Genomic DNA, 19,793 nt, shown 5'->3' with positions numbered 1-19,793 from the left:
GTTTTCTTAACTCATGCGGGTCACGTTGGGAGGGCGGTACAGCCGGGGACGGCGATGATCGCCAAGGTGGAAGGCCCTCCGTCTCCCCCGCTCATGCGGCCCGAGGCGGAGGGCTGATCCCCACCTTCCAGCTTGTTCCAAATATCCTCGCCGAAGGCCTTCGCCAAAGGCGAAGCAAGCGACGCGAAACGGCATCTCCATGAACGACCACCAGGCCTTTCGCGCCGGCTTCACGGCCCTGTCCGCAGGCATCCTGCTGAACGCAGCGGGCGGCGCCCCCCTGTCCACCCGCGCCGCATCCGAAGGCGCGCGGTACTTCAGCGAGATGCGGGAGGAGGGCGACGCGCCCTTCGGCCGCTGGCTGGCCGAGGTCGATGCGATCCGCGCGCGCGTTGCCCGGATGATCGGCGCAGACGCCGCCGACATCGCCTTTCTCGGTTCGGCCTCCCACGCCCTGAACCTCGCCGCGGCCTACTCCCGACCGGGTGCGCATGTGGTGAGCCTGGAGGGCGAGTTTCCCTCCGTCGCGCAACCCTTCCTCGCCCGCGGCTGCACCGTTGATTTCGTGCCGCTCGCCCCCGACGCCCGGCCCGATATCGACGCCATGGCAGCCGCGATCCGGCCGGAGACGGCGGCGATCGCCGTCAGCCATGTCCAGTTCCGCACCGGCTGGCGCGTCGATCTCGCGGCCCTCGGCCAGCTTGCAAAGCAGCACGGCCTCGACCTCTTCGTCGATGCCACCCAGTCCCTCGGCGCCGTGCCGGTGGACGTCGAGGGGGTCGCGCTGCTGACGGCCTCGACCTACAAGTGGCTCTGCGCGGGCTACGGCACCGCCATCACCTACCTCTCGCCACAGCTTCGCGCCCGCCCCTCACCCGTCTTCGGCTGGCGCTCGGCGGCGGAGCCCTACGCCCTGCGCCCCGACGACATCACCCCGCACCCCAGCGCCGTGACAGCGGAGGCGGGGCACCCGCCCTTCGCCCCGATCCTCGCCCTCGGCGGCGCGCTGGCGCATGCGGACACGCTCGGCCTCACGGCCATTCATGACCGCATCGCGGAGCTCACCGAACATCTGCACTCGAAACTGGCAGAAGCGGGCCTCACCCCAGTAGCGCCGGCGGGGCAGAGCGGGATCACGGCGATTCGCCACGAACGGGCGGCGGAGCTGAAAGGTGAAATGGCCCGGAAAGGCGTTCACATCACGGCGAGTACGGGTTGCATCCGCCTGTCACCGCACGCCTTCAACACTCTTCACGAGATTGAAACCTCCGTTTCGGAACTTTCAACGCTCGGTGCAGGCAATAAGTCTTGAAACGGCTCTCCAATAACCAATCATTATGACGCAGACAGGCCAACGCCGCGTCACGCTCAGGAGACTTCGCATGCCGATCAAGACCGTCGCGCCGCTCGCTGGCGCACTTGCCGCTTTCGCCGTCCTTGCCACCGTGCCTGCCGCCGCCCAGAACCAGATGGTGACCGGCATCAGCCAGGTCTCGACCCATGTGGGGGAGATGTCGGCGAGCTTCACCGCCGCCGATGCCGTCGACCAGCCGCGCGAGAACCTGATGTTCGAGCCCTGGCAGATGCTCGACGATCTCTTCCGCGACGACATCGTGCTGCTGATGCGGCACGGCCCGACCGACTGGTCCAAGCGTGACATCCGCAACGTGGCGCCCACCGACTGCAACAACCAGCGGATCATGACCTTCCAGGGGACCGCGCAGATGCGCGACCTCGGCGTGCTGCTGGCGGCCAACGACCTGCGCCCGTCCGAGATCATCACCTCCGAATGGTGCCGCAACCGCCAGACCGTGGATGCGCTGATCCAGGGCTTCCGCGACGTGGACCCTGAATATGCCGACATGGTCGAGGCGAATACCGAGGTCTTCTCGGGCGTGAACCTGCTCCTGTCGCTGCAGGGCGCCGCCTCCGGCCGGCCGCTGCGCGAGCGGCTTGGCGAGTGGGAGGGCGCACCCGACGGGCCGCGCCTGATCGTCAGCCACTTCACCAACATCGCCGAAGTGACGGAGTTCAACGTCTATGAAGGCGAGATCCTGGTGATCGATCCCAAGCTCAACAACCGCGTGCTCGGCTATGTCCGCCTGCGCTCGGCCGCCCCCGATGTGGGCCATTTCGACGTGGATGAGAGCCCGGTCTACCGCTGAGGACTGATCATGGAGCGGCCCCGGAGCAAGTCCGGGGCGCTTCCAACAGATGCAACCGTCCCGGCCACCGCGCCGGGACCGTTCGTTTCAGGGCTCAGGCGATCGCTGGAACTGGAACCACCGCGGCCGCAGCCTTCTTCGGCCAGCGGATGAAGATCACCGCCGGGTTCTCCACCTTCTCCTCCGCCACGGTCGCCGCCAGTTGGTCGAGCCGGCAGGTCACCCGCCGCGCATCGGCGCGCCCGGCACGCTCCACCAGCACGCAGTCGAGATCTCCGGGGCAGTTCGCGCGGAACGCCGCCTCAACCTCGGCCACCTTGCCCACACCCATGTAGAGCGCGACCTGCTCGCCCGGCCGCATCCGCGCGGCAGCTGTGCAGGCCTCTCCGTCCGAGGACCGCGCCGTCGCCAGCGTGATCGCGTCGATCCGGTCGCGCTCGGTCAGGCAGCCGCCGAACTGCGCCGTCGCAGCACTCGCCGCGGTGATACCGGGCACGATCTCCACCTCGATCCCCGCCTCCTCGCAGGCATCGATCTCCTCCGTCGCACGGCCGAAGATGCCGGGATCGCCGGATTTCAGGCGGACCACCCGCTTCCCTTCGGAGGCGAGCCGCACGATCAGCCGGTCGATCCGCTCCTGCCGCCAGGCTTCGGGCCGGTTCGCGTCGCCCGGCGCCTTGCCCACGTCGATCCGTTCCGCATCGCGGCGCGCAAGCTCCAGGATCGCAGGATCGGCGAGGCGGTCGTGGAGGATCACGTCCGCCTCCTGCAACCGCTTCAACCCGCGCAGCGTCAGAAGATCGGCCCCGCCCGGACCGGCCCCCACCAGCGAGACCGAGCCGGGGCCGCCCCCGTCCGGCGCACCGCGCTCGACCGCTTGGGCGAGGCGATCCAGCGCCAGCTCCTCGTCATTCGCGTGCGCCGGGCGCAGCACGTCGAAGACCCAGCCCCAGAAGGCGCGCCGCTTGTCCTTGCCGATCCGCTGGGCCACGGCACCGCGCATCGCCCCCGCCGCGGCGACGAAGCGGCCCAGACCGGGCTCCAACGACGCCTCCAGATCCGACTTGATCCTGCGGGCGAGCACCGGGGCCGCGCCCTCCGTCCCGATCGCCACCACCACCGGGTCGCGGTCCACGATCGCCGGGGTGAAGGCGTCGCACAGCTCCGGCGCGTCCACCGCATTGACCAGAACGCCATGCGCCTTGGCGAGCGCCGCATGGGCCGCATCCGCCCCGGCACAGCCCGACGCGGCGAAGGCGAGTGCCGCCCCCGGCAGGTCCGCCACGGTCCCCTCATGCACCCGGCCCGCGGCGACATAGCCCGACAGCTCAGCATTCAGCTCGGGTGAGACCAGCACGATCTGGGCCTCGGTCTTGAGCATCAGACGCGTCTTCTGTGCCGCCTCCTCACTCCCGCCGAGCACGACGACCCGCCGCCCGGCGAGCTTGAGGAACATGGGAAAGGTCTGCATGGCCGCCTCCTATTCCGCCGCCACGGCGCGGGGCGCGATCAGCGCCGCCAGCTCCGGGCGGCACGCGCCGCAATTCGTTCCGGCCTTGAGCGCCGCGCCGATCTCCTCGACGCTCACCAGCCCTTGCTCCGCCACCGCCGTGACGATGGTGTTCACCCCCACACCGAAGCAGGCGCAGACCACCGGCCCCGGATCGGGCATCCCATTGCCCGGCCGCCCGGCCAGCACCTCGGCTCCGCCCTCGCCGAGCGCATCGCGCAGATGTGGCCGGGACAGCGCCACCGGCTCCCGCGCGGCGAAGAGCGCACCGGCCAGCCGCCCGTCGGCGATCAGTGCGACCCGCGCGATCCCCTTGGTGGCGTCCAGCACCGTGACCGCCTCGGCCTCCACACCGCAGAGATCGCGGGCGAAGGCGACCCAGTCCCCGGGTGTCTCGGCCCCGGCCAGTTCCATCTGCCAGCCCGCCGCCGTGCGCGCCCGCGCCCAGTAGAGCGTGTCCGCCGCGGGCCGCGCCGTGCTGACGCAAAAGCCGTACCAGGCGGGCGCGAGGGCCTTGATCTCGACCGCCATGCCCTTCAGCGCCGGCTGGCCGGAGACGGGGTCGACCCGCCCCTCCACCAGTGCATCGACGCGCGCGGTACTCGCCGTCTCCCCGGTCCAGTGGATGGGAGCGAAGAGCTGCCCCCGCGCCACCCGGTCCGTCACCTGCGCCCGCGCGATCATCGCGCCATGGGCCGAGGCGATGCGGACCAGGCCCGCGGGCGCGATCCCAAGCGCCGCCGCATCCGCCGGATGCACCTCCACGAAGGGCTCCGCGATATGCAGCGACAGCTTCGCCGAGCGCCCCGTGCGCGTCATCGTGTGCCAGTGATCGCGCACCCGGCCCGTGTTGAGCGTGAACGGATGCCTGCGGTCCCGCAGCGGCATCTCCCCCATCCGCGGCGCGAGGATCTGACCCTTGCCGCGCGGAAAGGCCCCGTCCGCGAACAGCCGCTCCGGCCCGCCGACCGGCCACATGACCGGCGCCATCGCGTCGTAGTCGCAGCCTTCGAGCGCCGTCAGGTCCAGCACCTTGCCGAAATCGCGGCTCAGCGCCGTCATCCGCGTCCACTCGTCGAAGACCTCCGCGGCGCAGGACCAGCCGAACGCCTCCGCCCAGCCCATCCGCTTGCCCACCTCCGCGATGATCCGCCAGTCGTCCATCGCCTCGCCGGGCGCCGGTAGAAACGCCCGCTGGCGCGAGATCCGGCGCTCGGAGTTCGTGACCGTCCCGTCCTTCTCTCCCCAACCCGTCGCGGGCAGGGCGACATCGGCGAGGCGCACCGTGTCCGTCTCCGCCTCGATATCGCTGACCACCACGAAGGGCACGTTGCGGATCGCCGCGCGCACCGCATCCGCCTCGGGCATCGAGACGGCGGGGTTCGTGCACATGATCCACAGCGCCTTCACCCGCCCGTCGGCGCAGGCGCGGAACAGGTCCACCGCCTTCAGCCCCTGCTTGTCAGCGATCGCGGGCGAGGCCCAGAAGCCCTGCACGGCCTCCCGATGCGCTGCGTTTTCCAGGTCGAGATGGGCGGCGAGCATGTTGGCGAGCCCCCCGACCTCGCGCCCGCCCATCGCGTTGGGCTGCCCGGTGACGGAGAACGGACCGCAGCCCGACTTCCCGATCCGCCCGGTCGCGAGGTGGCAATCGAGGATTGCGTTCACCCGGTCCGTCCCGTCCGCGGCCTGGTTCACGCCCTGCGAATAGACGCTCACCACCTTCTCGGTCCGGGTCCAGAGCGCGTAGAACGCCCGGAGCTCCTGCTTGGTCAGCCCCGTCGCCGCGGCCACCTGCGCCAGCGTCGGCGCCGAGGCAGCGCCCGCCATCCCCTCCACATGCGCCGCGAAGTCGAGGTCGATGCACCCCTCCCCGAAGAGGTGGCCGAGCAGCCCGGACCACAGCGCCACGTCGGAGCCGGGCCGCAGGGCGAGATGCATATCCGCCCCGTCTGCCGTCACCGTGCGGCGCGGGTCGATCACCACGACCTTCGCCCCACCCGCCTGCACCCGCTGGTGCAGTACCGGGTGGCACCAGGCGAGGTTGGAGCCGGTGAGCACGATCAGCTCGGCCTCCTCCAGATCCGCATAGGTGCCGGGCACCACGTCCTCGCCGAAGGCCCGCTTGTGCCCCGCGACGCTGGAGGCCATACAAAGCCTTGAATTCGTGTCGATATTGGCCGAGCCGATGAACCCCTTCATCAGCTTGTTGGCGACGTAGTAGTCCTCGGTGAGAAACTGGCCGGAGACGTAGAAGGCGACGCTGTCCGGCCCGTGCTCGGCAATCGTCTCCCTGAACCGGTCCGCGACGAGATCGAGCGCCGCGTCCCACGACGCCTCCACACCACCGACCTGCGGGGTGAGCAACCGGCCGTCGAGGCCCAACGTCTCACCAAGTGCCGATCCCTTGGAGCAGAGCCGTCCGAAATTGGCCGGGTGGTCCGGGTCGCCCGCGATCGTTGCGCCGCCCTGTCCGTCGGGGCTCGCGATCACGCCGCAGCCGACGCCGCAATAGGCGCAGGTGGTTCGGGTTGCGCCCCCGTGGCTCGGGGTCAGCCCCCCTCCCCGACCCTCCCCCCGGCGGGGGGAGGGGGAATCACCGCTCGATCCGAACCCTCCCGGCTCAGGCGTCGCCCCGCTCACCGCAAAGCGCCCCCCTCCCCCCGCAAGCGGGGGGAGGGATGGGGAGGGGGGCCCTCCCGCATCCAATGAAGGGGGCTTGCGCGAAGAGCTCATTCCGCCGCCACCGCCCGGGAGAACCGCGACCGATCCAGCAGGATCCGCCCGCCCTCGACCTTCACCGCCCAGGTCGCGACGGAGCCCTCATCAGCCCCCTCCGCCTGTCCGGTCTCCAGCGAGATCACCCAGTTATGCAGCGGGCAGGTCACCGATCGCCCGTGCTGGATCCCGTTCGAGAGCGGCCCGCCCTTGTGCGGGCACCGATCGTCGAGTGCGAAGACTTCATCCTCCGACGTCCGAAACACCGCTATGCAGCCGAGCGGCGTCTTCACCACCCGCGCGCCCTCCGGCGGAATGTCGTCGAGATGCCCGATATCCACGAAATCACTCATTCCGCCGCCACCCGTGTCAGATCCGCCATCGGCATGAATTCATGCGCGTCCTTGCCATTCGCCCGCTCGGCCCAGGGATCGTGCTGGAAGAATGTCTGCGAGTGGAAGAAGCGCGCGGCGAGCGCCTCGCGGCTCTCCGCATCCTCCACCACCTTCTCCTTCACGTGGTCGAGGCCCACCCGGTCGATCCACTTCCACGGCCGGTCGAGATAGCGCGCGCCCTCGCGGTAGAGCTGGTAGAACGCAGCGCAGTACTCCACCGCCTCATCCTCCGTGGCGACGGTGCACAGAAGCTGCGTCGGCTTCACCTCCATCCCCGCGGCCCCGCCGACATGGAGCTGGTAGCCCTCCGACACGCAGACCACGCCGAAATCCTTGCAGGTTGCCTCCGCACAGTTCCGCGGACAGCCCGACACGGCGAGCTTGAACTTGTGCGGGCTCCACGCCCCCCATAGCGCCTTCTCGATCCGAATGCCGAGGCCTGTGGAATCCTGCGTCCCGAACCGGCAATGGTCGGTCCCGACACAGGTCTTCACAGTCCTCAGCCCCTTGGCATAGGCGTGGCCCGAGACCATGCCCGCCGCGTTCAGATCCGCCCAGATCGCCGGCAGATCCTCCTTCTGCACACCGAGCAGGTCGATCCGCTGCCCGCCCGTGACCTTCACCGTTGGCACCGCGTACTTGTCCGCCGCATCCGCGATGGCGCGCAGCTCGTCGGGCGTGGTGATCCCGCCCCACATGCGCGGCACCACGGAATAGGTCCCGTCCTTCTGGATGTTCGCATGCACCCGCTCGTTGATGAAGCGGGACTGCGCGTGATCCGCGTATTCCTCCGGCCAGGCGCAAAGCAGGTAGTAGTTGAGCGCCGGGCGGCATTTCGCGCAGCCGCCGGAGCTCTTCCAATGCAGCTTCTGCATCACCTCCGGGATCGCCTTCATCCCGTCCGCCACGATCAGCCTGCGCACGTCCTCATGGGTATGGTCGGTGCAGCCGCACATCCCCGCCTCCGCCGGAATGACGAAGCCGTCGCCGAGGCCCAGCGCCACGACCTGCGCCGTCAGCCCCGCGCAGGAGCCACACGAGGTCGACGCCTTGGTCAGCGCCGTCACCTCCGCCAGCGAGCCCGCGCCCCCGGCGATGGCGGCCATGATCGTGCCCTTGGAAACGCCGTTGCAGCCGCAGATCTCCGCATCATCCGGCAAGGCTGCAACGGCCGCCATAGGGTCCACGGGGGCGCCCCCCGCGAAGTTCGGGCCGAAGATCAGCGTGTCGCGGCCGTCCGAGATATCCTCGCGGCTGCGCAGCTTGTCGAGGAACCAGGCCCCGTCCGCCGTCTCACCGTACATGACGACACCGACGATGCGGTCCTCCTCCAGCACCAGCCGCTTGTAGACCCCGCGCGCGGCGTCGCGGAACACGATCTCCTCCCGGTCCTCGCCCTCGGCGAAATCCCCGGCGGAGAAGAGGTCCACCCCCGTCACCTTCAGCTTGGTGGAGACCTGCGGCGGGTCGAAGGCCGCGGCCTCGCCCGCCAGCGTCGCCGCCGCCACCTTCGCCTGATCGTAGAGCGGAGCGACCAGCCCAAAGAGCTGCCCGCGATGCTCGACGCATTCGCCGAGCGCCAGCACGTCCGGATCGCTCGTCACCATCGCGTCGTCCACGACGATCCCGCGATTGACGGCGAGTCCCGCCTCCCGACCCAGCGCACAGGCCGGGCGGATGCCGACGGCCATGCAGACCATGTCGGTCTCGATGATCCGCCCGTCCTTCAGGAGCACCGCCTCGACGTGATCGGTGCCGCGTAGCTCCGCGGTATTCGCCTCGGTCAGCACCTCGATGCCCCGGCTGCGCAACTCCCGCTCCAAAAGATACCCCGCCGCCGGATCGAGCTGCCGCTCCATCAGGTGCCCGGCCAGATGCACGACGGTGACGTCCATGCCCCGCGCCTTCAGCCCCGCCGCGGCCTCCAGCCCCAGCAGACCGCCGCCGATCACCACGGCCCGGCCGCCCTTCGCGGCATAGCCCTGCATGCGCTCCACGTCGTCGAGATCGCGGTAAGCCATCACGCCCGGCAGGTCCGCGCCCGGCACCGGGATGATGAACGGGTCCGAGCCCGTGGCGATCACCAGCTTGTCGTAGGCCGTCTCGCCCGAAGCCGTCACCACCACCTTGCGGTCGGGATCCACCCCCTCGACCCGCTCGCCGAAGCGGCAGGTCACGCCGTTGCCGGCGTACCAGTCGGCATCATGGGTGACGATCTCGTCATAGCTCTTCTCGCCCGACAAAACGGGGGAGAGCATGATGCGGTTGTAGTTGCCCCGCGGCTCCGCCCCGAAGAGCGTCACCTCGTAGCCCGCCTCCCGCTCGAACAGATGCTCCAGCATCCGGCCCGAGGCCATCCCGGCCCCGATCACGACCAGCCGCTTCATCGCACGCCCCTTTCGAATTCGCTCAAATACTCCCGCCGGAGGCGGTCCCGCCCCTTCATGCCGCGTCCGCCTTCTTCTGGTGGCCGTGCTCGTAGTCCTCCAGGAACTGCAGCACCTCGCCGCGATAGGTGTAGTAGTCGGGGTGATCGAGCAGCGCCTTGCGCGTCCGCGGCCGCGGCAGGTCCACGTCCATGATCTTGCCGATCGTCGCCCGCGGCCCGTTGGTCATCATCACCACCCGGTCGCTCAAGAGAACCGCCTCGTCCACGTCATGCGTGACGCAGATCGTCGTGACCTGCGTGCGGCTCCACACCTCCATCAGCACTTCCTGCAACTCCCAGCGCGTGAGGCTGTCGAGCATCCCAAAGGGCTCATCAAGCAACAGCAGCTTGGGGCTGAGCGCAAAGGCCCGCGCGATCCCCACCCGCTGCTTCATCCCGTTGGACAGTTCGGAGGCCTGCTTGTGCATCGCATCCGCCAGCCCGACCCGTTCGAGGTAGTATTCCACCACCTCCTGCCGCTCGGCCTGGCTCGCCTTCGGGTAGACCCGGTCCACACCGATCGCCACGTTCTCCCGCGCCGTTAGCCACGGGAACAGCGAAGGCGCCTGGAACACCACCGCCCGCTCCGGATCCGCGCCCTCCACGTGCTTGCCGTCGAGGATGATCGCACCCTTGGAGATCTCGTTGAGCCCCGCCGCCATGGTCAGCGCCGTGGACTTGCCGCAGCCCGAATGCCCGATGACCGAGACGAACTCGCCCTTCTTCAGCGTCAGCTCGAAATCCTCGACCACGGTCAGCGGCCCCTTGGGCGTCGGATAGACCTTGTGGACCTGAGAGAACTGGAGATAGCGGTCATCGGTCAGTGAGATCGCGGCCTCCCGGTACGCCTTCGGCGCCATGTGGTGGATCGCGGTGACGTCTGGCAGCGTGCGCGTCCCTTCGGCCTTCGCATCGATCCCGACCTGCATCAGGTACTGCGTGACCTTGCCCCGCAGGCTCTTGAACACCGGGTCGGCATTCATCGCCGTGCGCTCGCGCGGATGCGGGATGTTGACCTCGAACGCCTCGCCCAGCGTGCCGTCGGGGTTCAGCGGCACGATGCGGTCGGCGAGCAGGATCGCCTCGTCCACGTCGTTGGTGATCAGAACGATGGTCTTCTTCTCGATCCGGCTGATCGCCTCGATCTCGTCCTGCAGGTTGGCCCGCGTCAGCGCATCGAGCGCGGAGAGAGGCTCGTCGAGCAGCAGGACCTCGGGCTGCATCGCCAGCGCGCGCGCCACCGCGACGCGCTGGCGCATGCCCCCCGAAAGCTCCGCCGGACGCCGATCGACCGCGTGGGAGAGGCCCACCATATCGATATATCTGGTGACCAGTTCCGCCTTCTCGCCCTTGGGCTTCTTGGCGTGCACCGCGTCCACGGCCAGTGCGACGTTGCCCTTCACCGTCAGCCACGGCATCAGCGAGTAGGACTGGAAGACCAGGCCCCGCTCCGGCCCCGGCCCCTCGACCGGCGCGTCGCGGAAGGTCACCGCCCCCGCATCCGGCAGTTCCAGCCCGGCGAGCAGGTTCATCAGCGTGGTCTTGCCCGTGCCGGAGAAACCCAGCACCGCCACGAACTCGCCCTCGGCCACGTCGAGGCTGATGTCCTTCAGGACCGGCGTCCCGCCATAGCCCTTGGAGACATTCTGAAGCGTCAGGATCCCCATGCCGCTCACCGCGTCGCCGAGAAGGTGAACATGGACTGTATCGCGTACATCAGCCGGTCGAGCAGGTAGCCGATGATCCCAATGGTGAGCACCGCCACCATGATCCGCGCCAGACTGTCGGAGGAGCCGTTCTGGAACTCGTCCCACACGAATTTGCCCAGGCCCGGGTTCTGCGCCAGCATCTCGGCCGCGATCAGCACCATCCAGCCGACGCCGAGGCTCAGCCGCAGCCCGGTGAAGATCAGCGGCAGCGCCGACGGCAGCACCAGCTTCAGGATCCGCGTCTTGGTGTCGAGCTTCAGCACCCGGCCCACGTTCACGAGGTCCTTGTCGATGCTCGCCACACCCAGCGCGGTGTTGATAAGCGTCGGCCACAGCGAACACAGCGTCACCGTGATGGCCGAGGTCAGGAACGCCTTCTCGAACCAGCCGTCCTGCGTGGTGTAGAGCGCGGAGACCACCATGGTCACGATCGGCAGCCAGGCGAGCGGGCTAACCGGCTTGAAGATCTGGATGATCGGGTTCATCGCGGCGTTGAAGCTCGCCGACAGCCCGCAGGCGATCCCGATGGGCACGGCCACCGCCGTCGCGATCAGGAAGCCGAAGAAGACGGTCTGGAGCGACGTCCAGATCTGCGAGTAATACGTCGGTGCGCCGGTATAGGTCCGCTCCCGGATCCGGTCGGCCTGCCCGGCCTCGCGCAGCGCCTCGTTGCGCGCCTCAAGCCGCTCGTAGAACTGCGCCTCCCGCGCCCATTCACGCTGTGCGTCGGAATGCAGGACGCCGACCTGCTCCCACACCTGCTGCGGCCCCGGAATGGCGCCCAGCGAGGTCTGCACGCGCGGCGCCAGCGTCGCCCACAGAGCCAGAAAGCACAGGATGGCGATCAGCGGCACGGCCAGCATCCGCCAGATGTCCTTGAGGTGCGCGCCGGGCCGGTCGCCCGCCATGATCTTCAGAAGCGGCGTGATCCAGCTCAGCCCCAGCACGCGGAACGTGCCATCGGCCTTGTTGATCCGGGTGAAGAGGCGCTCGCGGCGCGCTTCCTTCTCCACTGCCAGCGTGTCGGGGTCGGTCATGGCGGTCATTGCTACGCTCCGGCCTGCAAAACTTGGGGAAAGGCGGGGCGACCCAACCGAGGCCGCCCCAGTCAGGGAGGTCTCAGCCGCCCACGCTCTCGTCACCCTTCAGCCCGATGGTGAGGCTGTCGAGGTAGGCGTTGGGCTGGCGGCCGTCATACATGACGCCGTCGAGGAACGCGTCGGTCGGGTCCTTGTAGCCGTCCGTGCCGAACGGGAAGTCCGCTTCCGTTGCATAGCCCTCGTCGATCACCATCTGCGCGGCCTGCATGTAGATGTCCGGGCGGTAGACCGAGCGGGCGACCTCGTCGAACCAGCTGTCGGGCTGCGGCTCGGCGATCTGGCCCCAGCGGCGCATCTGGGTGAGGTACCAGACGGCGTCGGAGTAGAACGGATAGGTCGCGTAGTAGCGGAAGAAGACGTTGAAGTCCGGGATGTCGCGCACGTCACCCTCTTCGAACTCGAAGGTGCCGGTCATCGACGCCGCGATCACCTCGGCATCCGCGCCGACGTAGTTGGGACGGCTCAGGATCTCGACCGCCTCGGGCCGGTTCGCGTTGTCGTTCTCGTCCAGCCAGATGGCCGCGCGGATCAGCGCCTTGGTCACGAGGAGCGCCGTGTTCGGGTTCTCCTCCACGAACTCGGCCGTCATGCCGAAGACCTTCTCGGGGTTGTTCTCCCAAATCTGGTAGTCGGTGATGACCGGCACGCCGATCCCCTTGAACACCGCCTGCTGGTTCCACGGCTCACCCACGCAGTAGCCGTGGATCGTGCCCGCCTCCAGCGTCGCCGGCATCTGCGGCGGCGGCGTCACGGACAGGAGCACGTCGGCGTCGATCTGACCCGTGGTGTTGTCCGGGGAGTAGTAACCCGGATGCAGGCCACCGGCGGCCAGCCAGTAGCGCAGCTCGTAATTGTGGGTGGAGACGGGGAAGACCATCCCCATGTTGAAGCTCTCGCCCCGGTCGTTGAACGCCTCGACCACCGGCGCCAGCGCCTCGGCCGAAATCGGATGGATCGGCAGGCCCGCGTCGTCATGCGGAACGTGCTCCTCCATCATCGCCCAGACCTCGTTCGACACGGTGATGCCGTTGCCGTTCAGGTCCATGGAGAACGGGGTGACGATATGCGCCTCGGTCCCGTAGCCAATCGTGGCGGCCAGCGGCTGACCGGCCAGCATGTGTGCGCCGTCGAGCTGCCCGTCGATCACGCCGTCGAGCAGAACCTTCCAGTTCGCCTGCGGCTCCAGCGTGACGTAGAGGCCCTCCTCCTCGAAATAGCCGAGCTCGTAGGCCACCGCGAGCGGCGCCATGTCGGTGAGCTTGATGAAGCCGAAGGTCAGCTCGTCCTTCTCGGGAAAGATGAACTCGGCATGGGCCGCGCCGGTGCCGAGCACCGTGGCGAGCATCAGTGAAGCTGTCAGTCGCATGTCTGTCTCCTCGAAGGACTGGCCAGAACGAAAAAAGCCGCGCATCCGGTGGCCGGGGGGTGAACCCGACAACGGAATGAGCGGCTCTGCTCTTTGCGGAAGACCCCTACGCCGGGGCCGGTCGCGGGCGTCGTTGCCCGTTAACGAGAAGGTGCATGAGTCGCCCCGGCGGCGTCAAACGCAAATGCACAAAAAACGGCTCTCGCTTCGCATCTGCACAAATTTACCGACCTGAGGGGCCTGTTTGCCGATTTTCTGTGCAGAAAATCTAGTCAGCGGGCTCGAAAACCGATCCGTCGAAGAAGAGATCGGGGCCGGCGAGCACCGGACCACGGGTGCCGGGCACTGCATCTCCCGCCGCCAGCCGCCCTTCTACCTTGGCCATCGGGCGGGGCAAGGCCCCCTCCAGCGGGGCCAGAGCGGCATGCAGCAGGTCGGGTCGGAAGGTCGCGCGGGCCGCCGCCTGCGCCTCCACCCGCCCGATGCCCCAGCCGGGTGCCGCGCGATCCGCGATCCACTCCGCCCCGCTGATCCAGGGATAGAGCGCACCGGGCGCATCCAGCCGCAACAGCCCCGGCGCCTCGACGGGCACTCCACCGGATTGCGCCAGGACCTGTCCGCGCAGCGCCCGCTCGATCACCTCCGCCGAGGTGTCGAGGTAACGGGGCAGCGCCAGGATCTCCGCGATCGACGCCGCACTCTCCCGCCCCGCGGCCCAGAGCGCCGCGCGATAGAGCGCCCGGACCAGTGCCAGCGCGCCATCCTCCTGCGCCTCGACCCAGCCAGCGTCGAAGGCCAGCACCTTCTCCGGCGCGCCGGCCCAGATCTGCGCCCCGGTCAGCAGCACCTCGCCCGCCCCCCGGTCGACGGAGGTCGAGCCCCAGGGCTCACCGACCATGAAGGCATCGACCTCATCAGCCGCCAGCACCTCCGGCAGGATCCGCGGCGGCGCGGTCAGGAAGCTCACGCGATCCGCATCGCCACCCGACCGCTCGATCAGGAACCGCACCAGCTCGCGATGCATCGAATGAGGAAAGGGGACGCCGACGCGCAGATCCTCCACCTGCGCCAGCGCCGCCCCGGTCGAGGCCGCATCGCCGAAGACCGCCCCCTTCGCGCGCAACCGCTCCGCCAGCGCAGGCGTCGCCGTCAGCGTGTTGCCGTTGGTGCCCAGCAGCATGGGAGCCACCACCGGTGCATGATGCGGCCCCACCCCTGCGGTCAGAGCGATCGCCAGCGGGCTGAGCATGTGGGCGGCCGGATAGACCCCCATCGCCACCTTGTCGCGAATGTTGGACCAGCTCGGCTCCCGCACCAGCGTGAGCTCCACACCCTCCTCGGCGGCGAAGCCCAGCTCCAGCGCAAGGATCGGCAGCGCCGCGTCCGTCAGCGGAATGTAGCCCAGCGTGATCTCGACCCGGCTCATCCGAGCAGCCCCGCTGCGGAGACGAGGCTCTCGGCCACCTCCGCCACCCGGCGGCCCTGATCCATCGCGGTCTTGCGCAGGAGCGCGTAGGCCTCGTCCTCGCTGAGGCCCCGCGCCTTCATCAGGATGCCCTTGGCCCGGTCGATGGTCTTCCGCTCGGCCAATGCGGCCCGCGTCGCCTCCAGCTCCGCCCTGAGCCGCCCGACCGAGTGGAAGCGCGCGATAGCCATGTCGAGCACCGGTTTCACCCGGTCGGCCCTGAGCCCGTCGACCACGTAGGCCGACACGCCCGCATCGATCGCCGCCTGCATCAGCGCCCGGTCCGAGCGGTCCACGAACATCGCCACGGGCCGCGCCGTGGGCTCCGTCGCGAGCGTCAGCGCATCGAGCATGTCGCGGCTCGGATGCTCCAGATCGACGAGCACGATGTCGGGGGCCACCTCCGCCAGCCGCCGGTCGAGGCCCGCCGTCGCCTCGACCCGGGTCACGCGGCCCGCACCGGCCTCGCGCAGGGCGGAGACGATCTCCTCCCCCCGCTCCGGGTCCATGTCCACGACAAGGATGTTGAGCCCGTCCAACGGCGCCTCCGCTTCATGCTGCGGTGCAGCGTAGCGGAGGCGACGGGCGGCGCAAGCCCCCTTCAGTAGTAGGTGAGCGCCTGCGCCTTGCCGCGGAACACGGTGTAGGCCAGCACCGTGTAGCCCAGGATCATCGGCAGCACGAAGAGCGCGCCGAAGAGGATAATGATCAGGCTCTCCGGCGCACTCGCCGCCTCATAGATCGTGAGCTGGTCGAGCACGACGTAAGGATAGAACGAGTAGGCGAGCCCGAAGAAGGCGAGGGTGAACAGCACAATGGCCGCCGCGAACGGGAACCAGTTCCACCGGTCGTCCGGCGTCGGCAGCGCCCGCAGCGCCATCCACAGCAGCACGATCAACGCCCCGCACATCAACGGCAGCGGGGCGAGCAGCATCAGCTCGGGGAAGGAGAACCACTTCTCCGCCACCCGCGCGCTGACCAGCGGCGTCACGATCGACACGGCGCCGAGGCCCACCACCACACCCACCAGCGCCCGCTGCGCCCAGCGCACGGCCCGCCGCTGGAAATCATCGGCCATCTTGTGGATCAGCCAGGCCGACCCGATGAACGCGTAGGCGAGCGTCAGACACGCCGCCGTCAGCACCGCAAAGGCCACCGATGTCGCGGTGTATTCCAGTCCCATGATGTAGATGCCCAGCATGAAACCCTGGCTCAACGTCGTCATCAGCGATCCGACGAAGAAGGACCGGTTCCAGAAGCGCCGCCACTCCTCCGGCGCCTTCACCCGGAACTCGAAGGCCACGCCGCGCAGGATCAGGCCGATCAGCATGATCGCGACGGGCAGGTAGAGCGCCGTCAGGATCGCGCCGTGCGCCGTCGGAAACGCGACGAGCAAGAGGCCGATCGCCAGCACCAGCCACGTCTCGTTCGCATCCCAGAACGGCCCGATCGAGGCGATCATGATGTCCTTCTCATTCTCCCGCGCCATGGGGAACAGGACACCGACGCCGAGGTCGAAGCCATCGAGGATCACGTAGATCAGGATCGAGAGGCCCATCAGCCCGGCAAAGACGATGGGCAGCCAGATGGCGGGATCTCCGAACAGGGTCATCATGCGGGGTCACTCCGGAATGCGGTTTCGCGCTGCCTGCTTCGCCTTTGGCGAAGGCCTTCGGCGAGGATATTTCGACAAGCTGGAAAGAGGGGGCAGGCGACCCGCCCCCTCGGTTGCACGTTGATGTCTCACTCGGCCGGGATCACGGCGGCGCCGGAGCGCGGGCGCTCGAAGTTGCGCATCCGCTCCCCTTTCGACGCACGGCGGGCGAGGAAGAAGAGGACCAGCACGTAGGTCACCGTCAGCACCGCGTAGACCGCGAGGTAGGCGATCAGCGTCGACAGCACCATGCCGCTGGGCACCTGCGCCACCGCGTCCTTGGTCTGCAGCACGCCCTGCACCAGCCACGGCTGCCGCCCGATCTCGGTCACGTACCAGCCCGCGAGCGTCGCCAGCCAGCCCGAGAAGGTCATCGCGACGAAGGCGTAGAGCATCGGCCTGCCGATCCCGTCCGCCCCGCGGCACACGCGCGTCCCATCCTCGGCCGTGCGCTTCCTCGCCATCATCGCCACCGCGGCCCAGCTCAGGAGCAGCATGGCCATGCCGGTGCCGACCATCACCCGGAAGCCGTAGAAGACCGGGGCGACGCGGGGGTGCAGGATCTCACCCTCCTCCGTCACGAAGTCGTTCAGGCCCGGCACCTCGCCGTCGAGCTCATGGGTCAGGATCAGCGACGCGCCGTAGGGAATGGCGATCTCCATCCGGTTCTCCCGCGCCTCCTGATCTGGGATGGCGAAGAGGAGGAGCGGCACGCCCTCGTCCGTCTCCCAGTTGCCCTCCATCGCCGCGACCTTGGCCGGCTGGTGCTCCAGCGTGTTGAGGCCGTGCATGTCGCCCGCGAGGATCTGCACCGGGATCAGCAGGGCACCCATCATGGCACCGACCTTGAGCTGGTTCTTCACCGCCTCCGACCGATCGCCGATCAGCATCCGGAAGGCGGAGAGACCCGCGATCAGGAAGGCCACCGTCAGACCGCTCGCCAGCAGCATATGCGTCAGGCGGTACGGCATCGACGGGTTGAAGATGATCGCAGCCCAGTCGGTGGCGTGCACCACCCCGTCGATGACCTCATAGCCCGCGGGCGTGTGCATCCAGGAGTTCAGCACGATGATCCAGAACGCCGACATCGTGGTGCCGAACGCCACCAGGAACGTGGCCAGCGTGTGCAGCCAGCCCGGCACCCGGTTCCAGCCGAACAGCATGATGCCGAGGAACACCGCCTCCAGGAAGAAGGCCGTCAGCACCTCGTAGGCGAGGAGCGGCCCGGCGACATTGCCCACCGTCTCCATGAAGCCCGGCCAGTTGGTGCCGAACTGGAAGCTCATCGTGATGCCCGAGACGACGCCCATGGCGAACGACAGCGCGAAAACCTTCACCCAGAAGCGGTAGGCGTCCATCCACTTCATGTTGCCGGTGGCGTTGAAGCGGAGCTTGAAGAACAACAGCACCCAGCCCAGCGCGATGGTGATCGTCGGGAACAGGATGTGGAACGAGATGTTGGCCCCGAACTGGATCCGGGACAGCAAAAGGGTGTCCATCATGGTCTTACGCTTTCTTCATTCTCAACACGTTGGCGCTGCTCACGAATTTCCCGAGCTTGCGCCCCATCTTCATCAGCGCGACGAGGCGCTCGGTCTCCAGCCGCGCCATGTCGTCGTAGAAACCGGTTAGCATTTCGATAAGCTCCCGCAGCTCGGCGATCCGGGCATGCGCATGCGCGTCCGAGGCGCAAGGCGTCGCCATCTCCAGCTCGCGCAGTTTGGTGAGCGTGGGGTCGATCTCGCGCCTTTTGCGCTCCTCCACGAGGATGCGGACGATCTCCCACAGATCGTCGGGGGTGGTGAACCAGTCGCGCCGGTCCCCCGGCTTGTGGGAGAGACGGACGAGCCGCCAGGCCTGCAACTCCTTTAGGCCCATGGAGACGTTGGAGCGGGAGACGCCGAGCGCCTCCTGGATCTCATCGGCGCACATCGGCTCGTCGGCGAGGAACAGCACGGCATAGATCTGCCCCACGGTCCGGTTGATCCCCCACCGCGAGCCCATCTCGCCGAAATGCAGCACGAAGTCCTGCCGGAGATTTGAGAGCATCGTCATGTACATCCGTCGTTTCAGAAATTTCTGAAACAGATGTAGGCGACGTGCACGTCAGTTGGGAGGGGACCGGGGTGCGGCGTGCCGTCGCGATCGGCACTTGCGACAATGCATATCGCGGATAAAATATATCCACGAATCATGAGGTGAGAAATGAAGCTGGGAGATGGCGTCGAACAGGCCGTGCACTCCGTCACGATGCTGGCGGTGCTGCCCGAGGGCGGCCTCCTCTCCGCCGCCGCACTCGCGGAGTTTCACGGCGTCTCGCCCAGCTATCTGCTGAAGCACCTGCAGGCCCTGTCGGCGGCAAACCTGCTCGCAACGGTGCCGGGACCGAAAGGCGGCTACCGGCTCGCCCGACCGGCGGAGGACATCACCCTCCTCGACATCGTACTCGCGGTCGAGGGGCCCGAGCCTGCCTTTCGCTGCAAGGAGATCCGGCAAAAGGGCCCGAACCCGCTTCCGAAGAGCGCGTTCCAGCGACCCTGCCAGATCAACGCCGCCATGTTGCGTGCCGAACGCGCCTACCGTGCCGAGCTTCGCGCCGTGACCGTGGCCCAACTCGTCCGCGAGGTCGAAGAGGCCGACCACGATGGCGCCATCGCCCGCCGGGGCTGCGCCTTCCTCGACGCGAACATCCGCCACACCCCGACGTCCCGATGAAGGAGGACACGACCATGCAGGCCCGTCTCGACTACATGAAAGCCGCCCCCGATGCCGTTCAGGCGGTCTACGCGCTCGAGCGTTACACTGCCGACAGATCCGGGCTCGAGCCGCGCATCCTGCATCTTCTGAAGCTGCGGGCCTCCCAGATGAACGGATGCGCGTTCTGCGTCGACATGCACACGCGCGAGGCCCGCAGCGACGGCCTGCCGGAACAGTGGATCGCCCTCATCTGCGTGTGGCGCGAGGCGACGATCTTCGATGCGCGCGAGCGTGCGGTCCTCGCCTGGACCGAGGCCGTCACCGACATCGCCGGGAGCGGAGCGCCCGACGACGCCTACGACGCGATCCGTGCCCATTTCTCCGAAGCGGAGGTGGTCCGCCTCACGGTCGCCATCTCGACGATCAACGTGTGGAACCGTCTCGCCGTCAGCTTCCGGACGCCGCACGCGGTGGAAGTAGCCGCCTGACGGCGATACCTGACCCTCGGGGCGGGCGTGACGTCCGCCCCCATCAAACCCGAGACTCCCCGCCCCCGCGCCCTACAACACACCACTTGTGAGGTGCG

General features: G+C 68.3%; 16 protein-coding genes. 4 read left to right on the top strand and 12 right to left on the bottom strand.

The window, feature by feature from the left end; genetic code table 11:
* Positions 1 to 199 precede the first annotated feature (199 nt).
* Positions 200 to 1,312 carry an aminotransferase class V-fold PLP-dependent enzyme gene (locus tag I0K15_RS10465; protein ID WP_196101468.1) on the top strand — a complete coding sequence of 371 codons (1,113 nt, stop codon included), beginning with the start codon at positions 200 to 202 and terminating at the stop codon, positions 1,310 to 1,312.
* Between the two features lie 70 nt (positions 1,313 to 1,382).
* Positions 1,383 to 2,165, top strand: a complete 783-nt coding sequence (locus I0K15_RS10460; protein ID WP_196101467.1) for a histidine phosphatase family protein — start codon at positions 1,383 to 1,385, stop codon at positions 2,163 to 2,165.
* 94 nt (positions 2,166 to 2,259) lie between these two features.
* Here I0K15_RS10460 and cysG read toward each other — a convergent pair whose 3' ends face one another.
* The 12 genes from cysG to I0K15_RS10400 all read right to left on the bottom strand — a co-directional run bounded on the left by cysG (position 2,260) and on the right by I0K15_RS10400 (position 18,559).
* The gene (gene cysG / locus I0K15_RS10455; RefSeq protein ID WP_196101466.1) at positions 2,260 to 3,636 is read right to left on the bottom strand and encodes a siroheme synthase CysG; all 1,377 of its coding nucleotides are present in this window, start codon (positions 3,634 to 3,636) and stop codon (positions 2,260 to 2,262) included.
* Between the two features lie 9 nt (positions 3,637 to 3,645).
* Entirely contained in the window at positions 3,646 to 6,168 is a 2,523-nt protein-coding gene (locus I0K15_RS10450; RefSeq protein ID WP_230374085.1) for a nitrate reductase, read from the bottom strand.
* Positions 6,169 to 6,407: 239 nt separating this feature from the next.
* Positions 6,408 to 6,746, bottom strand: a complete 339-nt coding sequence (nirD, locus tag I0K15_RS10445; RefSeq protein ID WP_196101464.1) for a nitrite reductase small subunit NirD — start codon at positions 6,744 to 6,746, stop codon at positions 6,408 to 6,410.
* Positions 6,743 to 9,175, bottom strand: coding sequence for a nitrite reductase large subunit NirB (nirB, locus tag I0K15_RS10440; protein ID WP_196101463.1), 2,433 nt, complete (start codon positions 9,173 to 9,175; stop codon positions 6,743 to 6,745). The genes nirD and nirB overlap by 4 nt, the downstream gene beginning before the upstream one ends.
* A gap of 55 nt (positions 9,176 to 9,230) precedes the next feature.
* Positions 9,231 to 10,883, bottom strand: a complete 1,653-nt coding sequence (locus I0K15_RS10435) for an ABC transporter ATP-binding protein (RefSeq protein ID WP_196101462.1) — start codon at positions 10,881 to 10,883, stop codon at positions 9,231 to 9,233.
* A gap of 5 nt (positions 10,884 to 10,888) precedes the next feature.
* Positions 10,889 to 11,971 (bottom strand): ABC transporter permease, encoded by a 1,083-nt coding sequence (locus I0K15_RS10430; protein WP_422393979.1) that lies wholly within the window; start codon positions 11,969 to 11,971, stop codon positions 10,889 to 10,891.
* 73 nt (positions 11,972 to 12,044) lie between these two features.
* On the bottom strand, positions 12,045 to 13,370 hold the full coding sequence (locus tag I0K15_RS10425) for a CmpA/NrtA family ABC transporter substrate-binding protein (RefSeq protein ID WP_230374397.1): 1,326 nt from the start codon (positions 13,368 to 13,370) through the stop codon (positions 12,045 to 12,047).
* Positions 13,371 to 13,659: 289 nt separating this feature from the next.
* A complete protein-coding gene (locus I0K15_RS10420) occupies positions 13,660 to 14,817 on the bottom strand; it encodes an ABC transporter substrate-binding protein (protein WP_196101460.1) in 1,158 nt (385 codons plus the stop codon).
* Entirely contained in the window at positions 14,814 to 15,365 is a 552-nt protein-coding gene (locus tag I0K15_RS10415; RefSeq protein WP_196105445.1) for an ANTAR domain-containing response regulator, read from the bottom strand. Before I0K15_RS10415 ends, I0K15_RS10420 begins: the two co-directional genes overlap by 4 nt.
* Positions 15,366 to 15,457: 92 nt before the next feature.
* The gene (locus I0K15_RS10410) at positions 15,458 to 16,471 is read right to left on the bottom strand and encodes a cytochrome d ubiquinol oxidase subunit II (RefSeq protein WP_338420741.1); all 1,014 of its coding nucleotides are present in this window, start codon (positions 16,469 to 16,471) and stop codon (positions 15,458 to 15,460) included.
* Positions 16,472 to 16,599: 128 nt separating this feature from the next.
* On the bottom strand, positions 16,600 to 18,012 hold the full coding sequence (locus tag I0K15_RS10405; protein WP_230374084.1) for a cytochrome ubiquinol oxidase subunit I: 1,413 nt from the start codon (positions 18,010 to 18,012) through the stop codon (positions 16,600 to 16,602).
* A gap of 4 nt (positions 18,013 to 18,016) precedes the next feature.
* Positions 18,017 to 18,559 carry a GbsR/MarR family transcriptional regulator gene (locus tag I0K15_RS10400; protein WP_196101459.1) on the bottom strand — a complete coding sequence of 181 codons (543 nt, stop codon included), beginning with the start codon at positions 18,557 to 18,559 and terminating at the stop codon, positions 18,017 to 18,019.
* A gap of 156 nt (positions 18,560 to 18,715) precedes the next feature.
* Here I0K15_RS10400 and I0K15_RS10395 point away from each other — a divergent pair, with 156 nt between their 5' ends.
* Positions 18,716 to 19,225, top strand: coding sequence for an RrF2 family transcriptional regulator (locus tag I0K15_RS10395; protein WP_196101458.1), 510 nt, complete (start codon positions 18,716 to 18,718; stop codon positions 19,223 to 19,225).
* Positions 19,222 to 19,695 carry a carboxymuconolactone decarboxylase family protein gene (locus I0K15_RS10390; RefSeq protein ID WP_230374083.1) on the top strand — a complete coding sequence of 158 codons (474 nt, stop codon included), beginning with the start codon at positions 19,222 to 19,224 and terminating at the stop codon, positions 19,693 to 19,695. Before I0K15_RS10395 ends, I0K15_RS10390 begins: the two co-directional genes overlap by 4 nt.
* The last annotated feature ends 98 nt before the right edge of the window (positions 19,696 to 19,793 follow it).

The sequence above is a fragment of the Pontivivens ytuae genome, assembly GCF_015679265.1.
GTDB classification, from domain to species: domain Bacteria; phylum Pseudomonadota; class Alphaproteobacteria; order Rhodobacterales; family Rhodobacteraceae; genus Pontivivens; species Pontivivens ytuae.
This window is presented reverse-complemented; position numbering and strand designations above follow the sequence as displayed.